17 protein-coding genes and 1 pseudogene are annotated in these 14838 nt (G+C 60.8%); 11 read left to right on the forward strand and 7 right to left on the reverse strand.

Annotated features, from left to right (window positions below; genetic code table 11):
- The coding region (locus tag EBBID32_RS24830; protein WP_231382137.1) for an AbrB/MazE/SpoVT family DNA-binding domain-containing protein at positions 1 to 200 on the reverse strand (200 nt) is incomplete at its 3' end.
- Between the two features lie 164 nt (positions 201 to 364).
- Here EBBID32_RS24830 and EBBID32_RS07540 point away from each other — a divergent pair.
- The 4 genes from EBBID32_RS07540 (at position 365) to EBBID32_RS07555 (ending at position 3515) form a co-directional block, all read left to right on the forward strand.
- Positions 365 to 610: an AbrB/MazE/SpoVT family DNA-binding domain-containing protein gene (locus EBBID32_RS07540; protein ID WP_037489668.1), complete on the forward strand. Its 246-nt coding sequence runs from the start codon at positions 365 to 367 to the stop codon at positions 608 to 610.
- Positions 598 to 987 carry a type II toxin-antitoxin system VapC family toxin gene (locus EBBID32_RS07545; RefSeq protein WP_006953537.1) on the forward strand — a complete coding sequence of 130 codons (390 nt, stop codon included), beginning with the start codon at positions 598 to 600 and terminating at the stop codon, positions 985 to 987. Before EBBID32_RS07540 ends, EBBID32_RS07545 begins: the two co-directional genes overlap by 13 nt.
- A 23-nt stretch (positions 988 to 1010) precedes the next feature.
- On the forward strand, positions 1011 to 1844 hold the full coding sequence (locus EBBID32_RS07550) for a restriction endonuclease (RefSeq protein WP_037489574.1): 834 nt from the start codon (positions 1011 to 1013) through the stop codon (positions 1842 to 1844).
- 447 nt (positions 1845 to 2291) lie between these two features.
- Positions 2292 to 3515 carry an IS256 family transposase gene (locus tag EBBID32_RS07555; protein WP_006953541.1) on the forward strand — a complete coding sequence of 408 codons (1224 nt, stop codon included), beginning with the start codon at positions 2292 to 2294 and terminating at the stop codon, positions 3513 to 3515.
- Between the two features lie 41 nt (positions 3516 to 3556).
- Here EBBID32_RS07555 and EBBID32_RS07560 read toward each other — a convergent pair whose 3' ends face one another.
- From EBBID32_RS07560 to EBBID32_RS07565, 3 genes and pseudogenes are all read right to left on the reverse strand, one after another.
- The gene (locus EBBID32_RS07560; RefSeq protein WP_051093302.1) at positions 3557 to 5221 is read right to left on the reverse strand and encodes a SulP family inorganic anion transporter; all 1665 of its coding nucleotides are present in this window, start codon (positions 5219 to 5221) and stop codon (positions 3557 to 3559) included.
- A 108-nt stretch (positions 5222 to 5329) separates the two neighbouring features.
- Positions 5330 to 5479 (reverse strand): annotated as a pseudogene (locus EBBID32_RS24035) (IS481 family transposase); the annotation flags it as partial.
- Between the two features lie 84 nt (positions 5480 to 5563).
- Positions 5564 to 6439, reverse strand: coding sequence for an MBL fold metallo-hydrolase (locus EBBID32_RS07565; protein WP_006953545.1), 876 nt, complete (start codon positions 6437 to 6439; stop codon positions 5564 to 5566).
- A gap of 73 nt (positions 6440 to 6512) precedes the next feature.
- Between EBBID32_RS07565 and EBBID32_RS07570 the strand changes: the two genes are divergently transcribed.
- Genes EBBID32_RS07570 through EBBID32_RS07580 form a run of 3 tightly spaced genes read left to right on the forward strand, consistent with a single transcriptional unit; the run spans position 6513 to position 8140 of the window.
- Positions 6513 to 6827 (forward strand): ArsR/SmtB family transcription factor, encoded by a 315-nt coding sequence (locus tag EBBID32_RS07570; RefSeq protein WP_006953547.1) that lies wholly within the window; start codon positions 6513 to 6515, stop codon positions 6825 to 6827.
- Between the two features lie 4 nt (positions 6828 to 6831).
- Positions 6832 to 7353: a rhodanese family protein gene (locus EBBID32_RS07575; RefSeq protein ID WP_037489674.1), complete on the forward strand. Its 522-nt coding sequence runs from the start codon at positions 6832 to 6834 to the stop codon at positions 7351 to 7353.
- Between the two features lie 16 nt (positions 7354 to 7369).
- Positions 7370 to 8140, forward strand: a complete 771-nt coding sequence (locus tag EBBID32_RS07580) for a sulfite exporter TauE/SafE family protein (RefSeq protein WP_156022500.1) — start codon at positions 7370 to 7372, stop codon at positions 8138 to 8140.
- Positions 8141 to 8143: 3 nt separating this feature from the next.
- On the opposite strand, the gene EBBID32_RS07585 is transcribed toward EBBID32_RS07580, so the two are convergent.
- Entirely contained in the window at positions 8144 to 8980 is an 837-nt protein-coding gene (locus tag EBBID32_RS07585) for a universal stress protein (RefSeq protein WP_006953552.1), read from the reverse strand.
- Between the two features lie 427 nt (positions 8981 to 9407).
- On the opposite strand from EBBID32_RS07585, the gene EBBID32_RS07590 reads away from it, so the two are divergent.
- From EBBID32_RS07590 to EBBID32_RS24040, 3 genes are all read left to right on the forward strand, one after another.
- Positions 9408 to 9644 carry a hypothetical protein gene (locus tag EBBID32_RS07590; protein ID WP_006953553.1) on the forward strand — a complete coding sequence of 79 codons (237 nt, stop codon included), beginning with the start codon at positions 9408 to 9410 and terminating at the stop codon, positions 9642 to 9644.
- A gap of 75 nt (positions 9645 to 9719) precedes the next feature.
- Positions 9720 to 10046, forward strand: coding sequence for a TraR/DksA family transcriptional regulator (locus EBBID32_RS07595; RefSeq protein ID WP_037489677.1), 327 nt, complete (start codon positions 9720 to 9722; stop codon positions 10044 to 10046).
- 330 nt (positions 10047 to 10376) lie between these two features.
- The gene (locus EBBID32_RS24040; RefSeq protein ID WP_156022495.1) at positions 10377 to 11057 is read left to right on the forward strand and encodes a hypothetical protein; all 681 of its coding nucleotides are present in this window, start codon (positions 10377 to 10379) and stop codon (positions 11055 to 11057) included.
- A 39-nt stretch (positions 11058 to 11096) separates the two neighbouring features.
- On the opposite strand, the gene EBBID32_RS07605 is transcribed toward EBBID32_RS24040, so the two are convergent.
- Positions 11097 to 11381 carry a hypothetical protein gene (locus tag EBBID32_RS07605; RefSeq protein WP_037489580.1) on the reverse strand — a complete coding sequence of 95 codons (285 nt, stop codon included), beginning with the start codon at positions 11379 to 11381 and terminating at the stop codon, positions 11097 to 11099.
- A 441-nt stretch (positions 11382 to 11822) separates the two neighbouring features.
- On the opposite strand from EBBID32_RS07605, the gene EBBID32_RS07610 reads away from it, so the two are divergent.
- Positions 11823 to 12032: a hypothetical protein gene (locus EBBID32_RS07610; RefSeq protein ID WP_006953557.1), complete on the forward strand. Its 210-nt coding sequence runs from the start codon at positions 11823 to 11825 to the stop codon at positions 12030 to 12032.
- 2 nt (positions 12033 to 12034) lie between these two features.
- Here EBBID32_RS07610 and EBBID32_RS07615 read toward each other — a convergent pair whose 3' ends face one another.
- The gene (locus tag EBBID32_RS07615) at positions 12035 to 14836 is read right to left on the reverse strand and encodes a conjugal transfer protein TraG N-terminal domain-containing protein (RefSeq protein ID WP_006953559.1); all 2802 of its coding nucleotides are present in this window, start codon (positions 14834 to 14836) and stop codon (positions 12035 to 12037) included.
- Positions 14837 to 14838 lie beyond the last annotated feature (2 nt).

Below are 14838 nucleotides of genomic sequence, written 5' to 3' on the forward strand. Positions count from 1 at the left end.
CTTCGGGCCGACTGGGCCAGATTGAGGATGTCGCCGCCCTGAAGCTTCATTTCCTTGCGCAGTTGCGCCGGAATCTGGATCCGGCCATCAGCAGTGATTTTGACGCTATGAATGGTCATCGGCGGTTTCTCTCTTGGATGCGGACATGAGGCATCTACGGCGAAATCTAATATAATGTCGCTATCGGTGCTATCCACCATAGATTGAAGTCCCCCCATTTATGTCCGAGAATCATGTTTATCGGACATAAAGCCATCCATCATTCCTCGCTGGACGGCGAATGTCATTAGAACACTCAATGGTCATTTGATGTTAGAGCTGGTAGTAGAATCGTCATATGCCACTCGTGAGGACGCAGGCCATCATGACGCTCCAGATAACCATAACGCCCAATGGACGGATGAGCCTTCCTATCGAAATCCGTAGGCGCCTCGGACTTGAAAAAGGCGGTGCGGTGCTGGTCGAAGAAACGGCTGAAGGTGTCGTCCTGCGGACAGTCGCCCAAGCTGTTGCTCGGGCGCAAGCGCTAAGCAAGGCGCTCACGGAGGGCAAGGACGGCACCTCCGTCGACGATTTCCTGAAAGAGCGGAAGAGCGAATGGCAGGAGTAGTCCTCGACGCCTCGGCCATATTGACGCTGCTGAAAGGCGAACCTGGGGCCGAAAAGGTCGCGGGCGTCCTTGATGAGTCGATAGTCAGCGCGGTCAACTACGCGGAGGTCGTGTCGCATTATGCAAAAACCGGCTCACCCCGCGAGCTTATCGATGAAATGCTCGGTGCATTGCCGATCACTGTCGTTCCGGTCGATACGGAACTTAGCGCGCAAGCCGGAATGCTCCGGCCGCTCACGATCAAGGCCGGGCTTTCGCTCGGCGACCGCTTCTGCCTCGCCCTTGCAATCCGGGATGACCTGCCGGCATGGACCGCCGACAAGGACTGGAAGACCATCGAACACACAATCGGCGCCACGGTAGTGGTGATCCGGTGACGAACGGCGTGCGACCAATCGACATGATCCTGCTCGACGACATTTTCGAGATGGGCAGCGGCTATGTCCTCGACTTCTCCGATCGGACGATGAGCCAGTTCTTTGCGCAAGAACTGAACCTCGACATCGACGATCCGAAATATGCGCGGAACGGAACCTCCAAGGCGAAGCGGCTGCGGGCCTTCCTGACGATTGTCGATCCCGCAACCGCCGTGCGGACGCTGCGCGCGCTTTGGGAGTATCGCCAGGCCATCTACGCACGGCGCGGCAGGGCGGAAGCTGTGGCCAATGCCGAGGGTCGCTTTCTCGAACTGATCGCGCGGCTCGAGGGTGGGCCGGCGGCGCCGGCAGCCACTCCGCCGCCCGCCTTCCGGAGGACGCAAATCGCAGAGGCGCGGAAGGCTCTCCTTGCTCTCTGGGACCTTCCACCCCAGCAGCGCGGCTTCGCATTCGAGCGCTTCCTGCGGGACACCTTCGACCTCTTCGGACTGAAGCCGCGGGACAGCTTTCGTCTCCGGGGAGAGCAAATCGACGGCAGCTTCGATCTGGCCGGCCACACCTATTTGCTCGAAGCCAAATGGGAGGCGAAGCCCACCCCGGCCGCCGATCTTCATGTGTTCGAAGGCAAGCTCGGCGAGAAGGCGGCGTGGTCGCGCGGACTGTTCGTCAGCTATATCGGCTTCAGCGAAGACGGCCTGCACGCCTTTGGCCGCGGCAAGCGGATCATCTGCATGAGCGGCGAGGATTTCGACGAAATGTTCGCGCAGGAGCTACCGATCGACGAGGTCATCGCCCGCAAGGCGCGACGTTTCGCTGAGACAGGCAATCCCTATAGCCGCGTGCGCGAACTATTTTAGGACATCGGCGGGGAATACGAAGAGGAAGGAGCCACACGGATCCCCGTTGTGGACGAATTTGCAAAGACAGCTGTGCACGCCGAGCGAGGAAGCAACGGTCGCGCGGGTCCGTGACGACATCCTCGAAGTCAATCATTGAGGGAAGCCGGGCGTCACCCCCTCAATGACTCTATCTAGCAGGGGACAGCCATTTAACAGTAGTAATGTTAAATGGCTGTTGTGATGTTAGACGATCGACCCGAGATCGGATTAGACACTCTTGGCGAGGCGGCTGTGGCCTAACGATCTCGAACGCGTGCTGGAAGTCCCGCTGCGTTTCAAAGCCGATAGCCGGGATCCGGTGGACGAACTGGTTGGCAGTACAAGGCGCCACGCTGCCGTTTTAGACCCGGGAGTGTCAGGATTTCCGTGTGCGGCGAGGCATAATGGGCAACAAGGAGACCCAATATGTCACGACGGAAAGAACCCTCGATACCGAACGAGATTCTCGATCAGCTGTTGGCCGGCACTGACGCGGCGGCAGCGCTCAGCCAGGGCGGCCTGCTCGATTCACTGAAGAAGGCTTTTGCCGAACGGGCCCTCAACGCGGAGATGGATCATCATCTCGGGCATGATGACCAGGTGGGCAACAACCGCAATGGCTATGGTCGCAAGACGGTGACGACCGACAGTGGGCGGATCGAGGTCGAGGTGCCGCGCGATCGGGCCGGCAGTTTCGATCCGCAGTTGATCGCCAAGTATCAGCGTCGCTTCCCCGGTTTCGACGACAAGATCATCTCCATGTACGCGCGGGGCATGAGCACGCGGGAGATCACCGGACATTTGCGCGATCTGTATGGGATCGAGGCCTCGCCCGATCTGATCAGCACGATCACCGACGCGGTGCTGGAGGAAGTCGCAGCCTGGCAGCAGCGGCCCCTGGATCCTGCCTATCCGCTGGTTTTCTTCGATGCGATCCGGGTCAAAATCAGGGACGAAGGCATGGTCCGCAACAAGGCGATCCATATTGCCCTGGGCGTTATGGCCGACGGCACCAAGGTCGTCCTGGGGCTGTGGCTGGAGCAGAATGAAGGCGCCAAATTCTGGCTGCGCGTCATGAACGAACTGCGCAACCGTGGCGTCGAGGACATCATGCTGGCCGTCGTTGATGGGCTCAAGGGCTTCCCCGATGCCATCACCGCCGTATTTCCCGAAGCGATGGTTCAGACCTGCATCGTCCACTTGCTGCGAAACTCGATGGATTTCGTGGCGTGGAAGGATCGCAAGGCGCTCGGAATGGCCCTGAAAGCCATCTACCGTGCCGTCGATGCCGCCGCCGCCCAGGAGGCGCTGACGGCATTCGAGGCCGGCTTCTGGGGCCAGCGCTATCCCGCTATCGGCCAGAGCTGGCGTCGGGCCTGGACCGAGGTCATCCCATTTTTCGCCTTTCCCGACGAAGTCAGGCGGATCGTCTATACGACGAATTCCATAGAAGCCCTCAATTCCAAGCTGCGCCGGGCGGTCCGCGCCAGAGGGCATTTCCCCAATGATGAGGCAGCCACCAAGCTGCTTTATCTGATCTTGAACAGATCGGAAAAAGAGTGGAAAATGCCGCCCCGTGAGTGGAACATGGCAAAGGCACAATTTGCCGTGCTCTTCGGCGAACGTTTCATCAGAGCCATGACGGCCTGATGGTCAACCGCCTCGCCGCACACGGAAATCCTGACACTCCCTTAGACCCCGATCGCCGCCAGTGCTTCATGACGACTTCCAAAGATCTTTCCCTTTCCGAGCGCTGCCGTGACACCGTGGCGATCCAAATCAGCATGGAGTGAGGGGCTTACGCGAGCGAAGAATATCCCTATCTCCTGGCGATGCAGTTCCTCCAACAGGCTCAGGACCACGCGCGCGGCCGTGTAATCGATGTTGGTGATCGCATCGGCCTCGATGACCAGCCAGCGCACCCGATCGGGAGCACTGTTCACCAACGATAGGATCTCGTCAGCGAAGCGAGAGGCGTTTGCATAGAATAGAACCGCACCGAATCTATAAAAGATGAGGCCAGGCGCGGACTCGTGCCCTGGCGTCACCGGCGTCGCAATCCAACCGTGCTCCGCTTGCCATTGCAGGACCGCGGTGTTTGGTCGATAGCTCTGCCGCACATGCCTGAGCAGCGATAGGGTGATGGCTAACAGGACGCCCTGCTCGACGCCAATGATCGCGACCGCACAAGCGGTTGTGACGGCCAATTTGAATTCGCCGGGGCTTTCGCCTCTCATCGCGCGCAGTGTGCCAAGATCAATCATGCCGATGGCAATTGTGAAGATCACGGCGGCCAGCATGCATCGCGGCAGGAACTGGAGAGGCGCTGTGAGAAGGAGCAGGACAATGAACACACAGCCTGCGAACGCGATCTGGGCTAGTTGGCTGCGCGCACCGGCACGTTCTGCCATCGCCGTCTGCGTAGGGCTTCCGTTCACGACGAATGCCCCTGAGAGCGCTGCCGCGCCATTCGCGATGGCGAGACCCAGAATATCGTCATCCTCAACAAGGTGTTCGTTGTAACGCGCCGCGATCGCGCGCGCCGTCGCTGCGCTTTGGGCGATAATCACCACGAAGCACGAAGCGGCGACCGGCAACAGTTGAAGCACTTCATCCCAATTCGGGAGTGATAGACCAAACGGTGGCAATCCGCCTGCAACCGGACCAATCGTCGCGACGCCGAACGCAGCGAAGTTCCACGCCCAACTGGCGCCGGCCGTCGCAATGACCAGTCCGAGAGCAATCGGCGCATTCGGGGCAAGCCGCTTGCCGCCAAGCAGCGCCAACACCAGAAGCAGCGAAAGCCCAAGCGTAGCGGGGCTCAGGTGAGAAATGCCATTTACCAATTGCCACAACTGCGAAACGGCTCCGTGACCGCTGGCCGCGATCCCCAGCATGTCACCCAACATCGCAATTGCCACCTGGATTCCAACACCCGTGAGGAACCCGACCAGCACGGTGCGCGACAAGAAATCGGCGAGGAAGCCGAGTTTGAAAAGCCGCGCCACGATCAGCATTACGGCCGTCAGCAGCGCCGTCATTGCCGCAAGCGATGCATAATGAGCACTGCCCGGCGTCGCCATGTGACTGAGCGAGCCTGCCAGAATGGCCGCCGTGCCCGAGTCCGCAGCCACCACAAGGTGCCGCGAGGAGCCGACCAGCGCGAAACCGAGGGGTGCCAGCAGAGCGGTGTAAAGCCCCGCGACGAGAGGCATGCCGGCGATGTGGGCGTACCCCAACAATTGCGGTACGTTCATTGACGCGAGGTTGATACCGGCGACCAGATCACGCCGCGCGCCTTCTACACCTCCTACCGGGTAGGCAGCCCCAAATAGTCTCCATCTTGGCAATTTCATCCAACCACCACCCCCGGCCAAGAGATGTATCTATCACATGCCACCGCTCGAAAGACGGTTTGCGGTTGACGCCGGAACAGCCTGCGCCGGGCCCGAAACACAGGAGCGGGAACGATCGTTCCCCAGCCCCCATTTCGCCACCGTCTTCGGGTCGACACCATGGTGATTGGCCAGAACCCGCAGACTGTCCTGGCTATGCTGAATTGCCTGATGGACCGCCTCGGTCGTGCGAGCGCTTCGGTGAAGAACTTGGCCCAAAATGGATCCTTCCGTCCGTTGCCTGGGATGCACCCCGATATGCCGGATGTTGCCTCTCCGCCACCGACCAACTGTGCCCTGCTGTTACCCTTGGCTCTTAATCTTAACCGGTATTTTGAGATAGTGGACGCCGTTCGCTTCCGCTGCCGGCAAGTGCCCAGCGCGAATGTTAACCTGAATCGAGGGAAGCAGCAGCTTTGGGACGGCAAGCGTGGCATCGCGGGCCTCCCGCATCGCCACAAACGCATCCTCGGTCACGCCGTCATGGACGTGCACATTGGCTTGCCGCTGCTCGCTTACAGTCGTTTCCCACCGATACTCCTCACGGCCTGGCGCCTTGTAGTCATGGCACATCAGCAGCCGTGTATTCGCCGGGAGATCCAGGATCCGCCGAATCGAATGATAGAGTGTCCGCGCGTCGCCTCCGGGAAAATCAGCCCGAGCCGTACCGTAGTCCGGCATGAAGAGCGTGTCGCCGACGAAGACCGCATCGCCGATCCGATAGGCCACGTCCGCCGGTGTGTGTCCGGGCACATGCATGACCTCGATCTCAAGGTCTCCGAGAGTGCACCGCTCGCCATCGCCAAGCAGGTGATCGAAATCGGAGCCGTCGGTCTTCAAGTCCTCGAAAGCAAAAACGGGACGAAAGATTCTCTGCACATCCCGGATATGCTCACCGATGCCGATCACCGCGCCCGTCTTTGCCTTGATGTAGGGCGCTGCAGACAGGTGATCGGCATGCGCATGGGTTTCGAGCACCATCACGATGACCAACCCCTGCTCCTCCGCGCACCGGAGAATGCGCTCGACCGAGCGAGTGTCCACCTCACCATTTGACAAGTTGAAGTCGAGCACCGGGTCGATGACCGCAGCCCGGCGACTCTCGGGATCACCGAGCAGGTAGCTCACCGTGTTGGTCGGTTCGTCAAAGAATGCCTCAATGATCGGCTTGCTGGACATCGCGCCACCTCCCGTGTCTTGACACATATATTGTTGATTACTAATTTAGCAATATCGCATATTAGAGGCGAACATGCTCAAACAGCCGATGGATCTCGCCACCTTCGAAGCAAAGGCCAGCCAGGTCGCAAGCCTGCTCAAGGCCATAGGCAATACCCGTCGCCTGATGGTGCTCTGCAAACTCGTCGAACATGGCGAGATGACTGTCACCCAACTCGTGGCGGAATCCGGACTATCGCAATCCGCCCTTTCCCAGCATCTCGCTAAAATGCGTGGCGAAGCCATCGTCACCACACGCCGCGAGAGCCAGACGATCTGGTATCGCATCGCGGATCCGAAGACGGGCGACCTCCTCGCCACACTCTACAACCTATATTGCATGGAGTGACATGATGCCGATTGCGACCATCACCCCGATTGACGCCAAGCGGGCGATTTCTGCAGGCGCGACCCTGGTCGACATCCGCGATCCTGACGAACATGCTCGCGAGCGGATTCCCGGCGCGGTAAACATCCCGCTCGCCAGAGTGGGCGACGTATCAACCGCCGCCGGGCCAATTATCTTCCATTGCAAATCCGGCATGCGTACCGGTACCGCTGCTCAAGCGCTTGCCGACGCGGCACACGGACGCCCTTGCTATATTCTCGAAGGAGGAATGGATGCATGGAAAAAGGCTGGCGCGGCCACCCAGATCGATCATAAACAGCCGATTACGGTGATGCGCCAAGTCCAACTTGTCACCGGCAGCCTGGTGTTGCTGGGCACTGTCCTTTCGCTAACCGTCGCCCCCGCCTTCATGGCCCTCCCCGCCTTCATTGGCGCAGGCCTGATGTTTGCCGGCGCAACGGGCTGGTGCGGCATGGCGACCCTGCTCAGCACATTGCCCAGGAACCGCCGCGCGCCAATGGCCTGAACCGGCCGTGCCCGCCATGGGAAGCCTCGTCGCCGTCGCCTCTGGCGCTGTTATCGGCCTCGTGCTCGGACTGGTCGGCGGTGGCGGATCCATCCTCGCCGTTCCGCTCCTCGTTTATGCCGTCGGGGTCGGCTCGACCCATGCTGCCATCGGGACGGCCGCAGTCGCGGTCGCTGCCAATGCAGCGACGGGACTGATTGGCCATGCGCGTGAAGGGACCGTCAAATGGCCATGCGCCATTGTCTTTGCCCTCGCGGGCGTGTTGGGCGCCGCACTCGGAGCAGAGCTGGGTAAAGCGATGGATGGCAATCGCCTCCTCAGTCTGTTCGGATTGCTGATGATCGGCGTCGGCATATCGATGTTGAGGCCGCGCCATGACGCGGAAGCGCCAAATGTGCGTCTATCCCGCGCCACCGCTTCGGTTCTATTACCTCGCCTCGTACCGATCGGTTTTAGCGTTGGACTCGCCGCTGGCTTCTTCGGAATTGGCGGAGGTTTCCTCATCGTCCCGGGTCTCATGGCCGCCACGGCAATGCCATTGCGCAACGCAATCGGCACATCACTGGCGGTCGTGACCGCGCTTGGCGTCACGACCGCGGCTTCCTACGCCCTGTCCGGCTTCGTAAACTGGCCGCTGGTCGCCCTGATGATCCTTGGCGGCATAGGGGGCGGCCTTATCGGTATCCGGCTAGGGCGCCGCATGGCGACACGCAAAGATCTGCTGGAGCGGACCTTCGCGCTGATCGTGATCGCCGTTGGACTATATGTCTCCCTGCGAGGGATCTGAACATCAGTGCGAGATGAGGATCGGTAACTTCGGGTCATCGAGAACCGATCGCGTCACGCCCCCCAGGACGAATTGCCGCGCGCGAGACTGCCCGAACGCGCCCATGACCAACAGACCGCGCTCATCACGCTGACAATAGCCCTGGAGCGCCGCTGCCGCATCGCACCCATCAAGTCCAATTTCGACCGCCTTCGCATCGATCCCATGCAGCCTGAGGTTGCGAACCGCCTCGGCCAGGGGGGCCGCCCTTGACAGGTCCTTCTCACCGGCGACCTGCACGATCGCAACCGAACTGGCCTGCCGCGCCCAAGGCATCGCATCGGAGAGTGCGCGTGCCGAAACGCTGCTCCCATCCCAGGCGATGGCGATCCTGTCGAAATTCCATTCCGAGCTCGTGACCTCTGGCAGCAACAGGACGGGACGACCGCTTTCGAACACCAGTCCCTCGGCGAGCGAAATCGTCTCCGCATGTCCATAAACCGGAACCACCGTGAGGTCATGCGCCCTCGCCCGCACGGCGAGCTCCCAGTGGGTTACCATGCCAGGACAGTTTATTGTTACCGTCTCACCGAGCTGTTCGCCCGCCAGCTTCGCTACGAAACTTTCGCCAAGCGCAAGGCCGTTGGCGATGCTCTTCTTGTTTTCACCCGCGATCATGCCATCGATGTTGAGGAGCTTGTTCGCCAACCAGTTCGACATCTGGGGGATATGGACCTGGCAGACGGCAAGTGAGACTTTCGCGCCAAACCGCGCGCCCAGTTCGGCCACCCTGTCGATCGCCCATTGCGGGGTCGGTTCGGGATGTGTGTTGGTCTGCAACAGAATATCTCGAATGGTCATCATATCCTCCAGTTCCCCGCTCTATGGCACGCGGGTCGTGATCGGCTGATCCGTAAAGTCCCGGACCCCAAAGGCACGCCTCAGTCTGGAGAAAACGCAATCAAGCAGCCAGGTTGGAACAGTCGGTTACCTCATGAGCAAGCCATACATGGCGTTACGCGGCGATTCTCGTGACGCACCACCGTCCTGTGCCGCTGCAGAAGATGCGCGTGGCGCTGCCAGCAATAGGAGCCACCGAACCCCAGCAATGGAACGCGAATTGCTCCGCCGCGACAAACCAATCCACGATTTGCGCTCGATCCGAAGCGGATCAGACCTACAGGCGGCGCCTCGGTCCGCTCCATCCGGTGGTTTACGTAACGCGGTAGGCGGTTTGGTTCGCTAGTGCATGCAAGTAGTAGAATCTTGGTGGCCGAGGAGAAACGACATGAACGCACTCGATGACCTGAAGGCGGATCTCGTCAAGCTCAGGGGGGAAGCGGAGGTTCAAGTCCACCTCGCGACCATGGAAGCCAAGCAAGAATGGGGTAACATTGAGGCCAAGTGGAACCGCTTCGTCGCTGAAGCGGGCCTGCACAAGAGCGGCGAGGAAATCGGGACTGCCCTGCAAAATCTTGGCAATGAACTTCGCGACGCCTACCGGCGCCTGAAAAAGGCGCTCTGAACGTCGGACCAATGCGATATCACGCCAACGGCCTAATATCGACCGGATCGCATGTATATTCCAGGGGATGATCAAATGACCGATGCCGCCGCCACGAAAGTCCGGCTTGAAGCACAGCTCGCGGAGCTTCGCGGCAGACATGGCCGGATCGAGGCCGATCTCGCGGAACCCCTGGCTGCCGATTTTTCCGAGCAGGCGGTCGAAAAGGAAGACGATGCCGCGCTCGAGGGTCAGGCCGCCCTCCTCGACCGCGAGATAGCATCCGTGAGCCGTGCCCTCGAAAGGATCGAGCAGGGCACCTATGGCGACTGCGTCCGCTGCGGCGCCGCTATCGCACCCGCGCGCCTTGAGGCCCGGCCGGAAGCCGCACTCTGCATCAGTTGCGCCCGTAGTGAGCAGTGACATCCAGCGCTAGCGCGTGACGATGCGCATCGCAGCCCTCCGCGAACCGGCTGACCACCCAACAGGGCTACAGCGTTGCGTCGCTCACGCGCGAGAGCCTTCGTTCGGTTCAATCGTACAGGCTGGACAACTATCTTGATCAGGGATGGACAATCACCGGCCGATCCCGATCGCAAATATTTCACCTTGTCCACCTCCGGGGATATCTCCTGCCCGCCCACCGCCGGTGCTCCCCCTACTCTCAGCCTGAACGATCTCCTCGAATGCTTGATCTAAGCCGCGGGCAGCAACATCATTCCAGCGCCCGCCGCCACCCCCGACGAACCTTCGATGACAGACGTATTCGCTGCTTTAACCACCGCTGCAGAGGGCTTCGAGACTATTTCAGGCGTGAAGCTGGCTGATCATCTATGGACCCACACCGCGCCCTTCCATTCTGGCGAAGTCGCATCGACCTTGATCCGCTGCGGGTGCCCCGGACACCCCGCTCCCGGCTTTCTGCTTCTTTACGCAACCGACGTCCGGCTACCGCTGCTCTATTTGCCGAGGCGGCAGCCTCTCCGGGTCCAGACAATACAAGGAACGCGACATTGTACTATTGGCGGTCCCTTTCTGGCCCTTGTGGTCTGTGAGGTCGCCCCCGATGGTCAAGCTCAGGCCATGCAAGCCTGCGCAATACCTATCTATCGCTCCCGCCGCTTTGTTCCGGTCAACTCAGACCTTGGCCGTGACGTGCTCCGCGCGCTCGAGCACCTTCAGGTGACACTCGACGCCTACGGTGCCGAATGTACGATCCGGTGTGAACCGCCCTTCTCCGACACGATGGCACGCCATCTCACGCTCAGCTTTGCCGCAACGGACCACGCGATCCGCGAAATCAGGCTTGAGATCGCCGGGGACGACTTATCCAATCACTCGGACATGGCCCGGCCGCCGGTCGACTTCCTGGTGACCTCAAAGAACTGGGCTGATGGCACTTTCACCCGCTGGCTCGCAGGGGTCCTGGCATAATCGCCAATCCGCGCCGCGACCGCAGCCGAACTGAGTTTATCACCAAAGCCCCTGTCGTAGCGCGGCTTCATGTCGTTTCGGCTGCGCCTCCCGAGACTTGCGAATGTTAACCAACTTGAATTGCAGGGCCGGCAGGTCGCGGAGAGGAAGGAGATGGCCGTGCAGGGTGGGGTTCACCTCTACCTTGATCTGGGCCTTGCCGCACTGGCAGTTGAGCTTGATCTCCATTCCCTCCTGACCCTGTCGCGTCGCCGTCACGCGGTAGTCCCCGGAAGGCGATTGTGCCGTGAAGCCCAGATCGTACGGCGGGAACTTGCTTTGCATATGCCGGACCTCGTCCTCCAATGAGTCTGGAAGCGGGCAGGGAGGACCACATAGAGCGGCAGCTTGAACTGCGCCTGGCCGTTGTAGAGCGCGCCACGCCCCAGCGGACACCAGCCACTACGAAGCGGGTAGTTCCACAAGATCCTGCGCCGTCAGCTCAAGCGCCTTCAGATTCGGACTGGGGGCCACTGCAGACGGTTCCCAGGCATCAAGCAGCGACCTCAATTTCTCGGCGCGAGATGCCTTCACGATATATCTGCGGTATAATTTCCAAGGCCGCTCAATCCTTCAAAACTTCCGCCTCAATATATCACGACATATCTATAGCTTACGATCCGAAGGTCGATCCTAGCGCGCTTGAATACCAGCGAGCACGGTAATTCACCTCAATCCGTTGCGAAACACGCTCGAACCGGCTATTTTCCTTCGCAGGAGATGCTCATGCGTTTCGTCAAATTCGACCTCGATACCTATATTCGAACGAAGGATATGTCCGGCGGCGCGATCTACACCGTCGTCGAGGATGATCTGCCAGAACTCGAGATGATCACGGATGAGCAAGGGCACCCCACCCGCGGAGGCCTCATCGGCTATGCTCTCGCCTATGCTTTGATGGCCGGCTTCGTCGGAGCGATGTTCTACATCCTCTGATCCTATTTACGAAGCTTGGGATCCTGGAAGAAGCCGCGGTCATGGTCACGGTTCACCTCCTGCTCAAGATCGGCCGCCCCTTGCACTCGCTGCCCCCGCACCGTCTGCGCCGCCGCACGATCACCGCCCAGCTCGGCCTTGCCCGCTTCGATGATTGCGCCGGCACCTACATCCCCGCCGCCGGCAGGACCGGCGGGCAACCGTCCGGGCCCGTGTGGCCGGTAGGATGCCCTGACATCCGCCTCGCTGGAGACGCCTGGCCGGCTCACATCGACGAGGTCAGGATCGTGCAGGCGACCCGCGATCTCGGACCGGATGCCGTCCTGCTTGTCATGCATCCAGCGTGTGATCATTTCCTGGCGAACAATCCGCTGCTGGTCGGTAAGATCTGTCGCCCAAAGCTCGGGCGCGTCGAGGCCTGGGTTTTCGACCTGTTGGCGGCGATACCATTGCGCCAGATCCTGGCTCAGATTCTCGCTGAGTTGCATGCCATGCGTCTCGGCATAGCTGGCGTCGCGGGAAAGTTGCTGGGAAAGCTCCTCCAATTTACGTGCCGTTTCGGAATAGGATTTGGCGAGCGCGAGCGAATCTTCCGTGCTCGCCGACGCTGACGATGTCGTCGAGGCCCTACTGAAGCTGCCGCTGCGCGAATACGTCCCGTCGGACATCGACGCGCCGGTGCCACTTGAATGTTCATCCCGTACACCACTCGAAGACGTGCTGGCGCTATCGGTGCCCCGGGATTCATCGGTGTTATGGCGCAGCGCGTCAGTCTGAGTTCCCGTCTTCGAAACAGAGGCACCAATAGTCGGCAGAATTCCGCCTCTCCCACCTCTCCCCGCACCGCCTTTGCCCCCGCCTACGCCAAGACCGACATTTCCACCGACCGTATCGTTAATCTGCGCTTGTCGTTCATGCCCCTGAGAGACCCGTGCGCTCTGAGAAATAGATGATCGCTCCTCCAAGCCTTGCGTGCTGCTCCCTGTCCGCCGGTCGAACTGGTCGACGGAGGTGTTCGCCTGGCGCCCACTGCTTGAATCCCAACCGGAAGACCGCTCGGTCGAGGTGCCGAAAGCGCTCCGGTTCGCGTGGGTCGCGGTCAGAATCTCGGCCGCGGCATTTTCATAGGCCTGCGACTGCCGGTGAGCCTCGCTGGCCATCTCGCGCCATTCGGCAACGGAGCCGCTTGTCATCGTCGGCGTAAAGCCGAGCCGCGAGATCGCTCCCGACGTGTCGAAGACTTCCTGCCCATTTCCGAAGCCCGTCACCATCGCCCCATTGTCCTGGCGCCATCCAAAGCTCGCCCCCCCGCCCATATAGGTCGGCGCGGTCGACCACTGATCAGCCTGCCGCATGTTCGATGTCGCGTTCGCCCAACTCACATTGCCATAGGAGTAGTTCCCGGTGGTCTGCTCGAGCGCGGCCGCCTCGGCCGCGTTCTGCGCCGGCGCCAGCATCGACATGGAGTGGCCGGCAATCGACATGGCACCGCGCGCGAGACCCGCGGCCAGGAAAGGCACGCTCATCAGCATGAAGCCGGCAATCGTCGCTGTTTCCCCGTTTACCGCGCCGATCCCGGCATAGCTCGCGAGCGTAACGCCGCCGCCGGCAACACCCGTTGCGGCCGACGTCGCGCGGGTCATGCAGATCATGTGAAGGATGACGTAGAGCGGGCCCCAGGCGGCGAGGTAGAAGAACCCCATCGCATAGCCCTTGAGCGAACTCAGGCCCGTCTGCGGCATCAGGAACAGCGGGAAGATCACCGGGAACATGGCGAAGAAGACGACGGTCAGGACGATGTTCAGGATCGGCACCCAGGCCATCGCCTGCTGCGCGATCGAGCTATAGGTGTTGCGCGCCTGAATGTCGGCGCGTGTCTGTGCGAACGTGTCGATCGCTGCGGCCCCGGCTCCGCCCGCCATGCCGTTGCGCGCCTGCATGAACGCATTGATCGCGGTGTTCTGCCGCATGACTTCCGCATAGCTGCCGCTCGAGCCCGTGAAGGCCGCGCTAACGATCGGCACATCGTGCTTGAGCTTGTCGGCGGCGAGCGCGTTGCTCAGCTTCGGATAGGCCTCCTTCCCCCAGAGCGGGGTGTTGGCCTCGATCATCGGTCCCCACTGCGCGTCCAGCGCCTGATAGGCCTGCCGACAGGTGATGATGTAACTGTTGACCGTTCCGTCGCCCTGGCGCTCGAGCCATTGCTGCGACCGAGCCTCAGCGCCAGGCCCGATCTCCGCCCACAGATCAGTCGCCTTGGCGAGATTGGTCAGCGACTTCTGATAGAGCATGACGTCGCCGAACAGGCAGTTCTTGAAATGGTTCTCAAGGTTCGTCGAGAACTCCGCGTCCCGGATGACGAAATTGCGCGTGGCATCGAAGAGACGCGCGCCATAGACCATGCCATTGGTCGAATAGTTAAGCTCGCTTGGCATGACGAACACGGCCTCGGCGGTCCGGGTCAGCCAGTCGCCGATCTGCGTCGTGAAGCTGGCGAGAATGCCCAATCCCATTGGCACGTTGTCCACCGTCGCCGGGGCGAGGCTCGGATTGAGCCGGTCGGTCACCTTGATGTCGACCGTGGGGACCATCAGGCAGAGATAGATTGCCGTCGCCTGCAGGAACCAGTTCATCCACGCTTTGTAGTTGAGCGTGAAGGCCACAACGAGCAGTGAATAAATGAGACCCATGACCATGACGACGCGGATGAGGGACTTGTAGCCCCCGCCGCCGGACCAGGCCGCCACCGCGTTGAAGATGTTTACGAGATACTCGCCGCCGCCAACCGTGAAAACCTCAAGCATAG

This window comes from Sphingobium indicum BiD32 (assembly GCF_000382885.1).
Classification (GTDB): Bacteria; Pseudomonadota; Alphaproteobacteria; order Sphingomonadales; family Sphingomonadaceae; genus Sphingobium; species Sphingobium japonicum_C.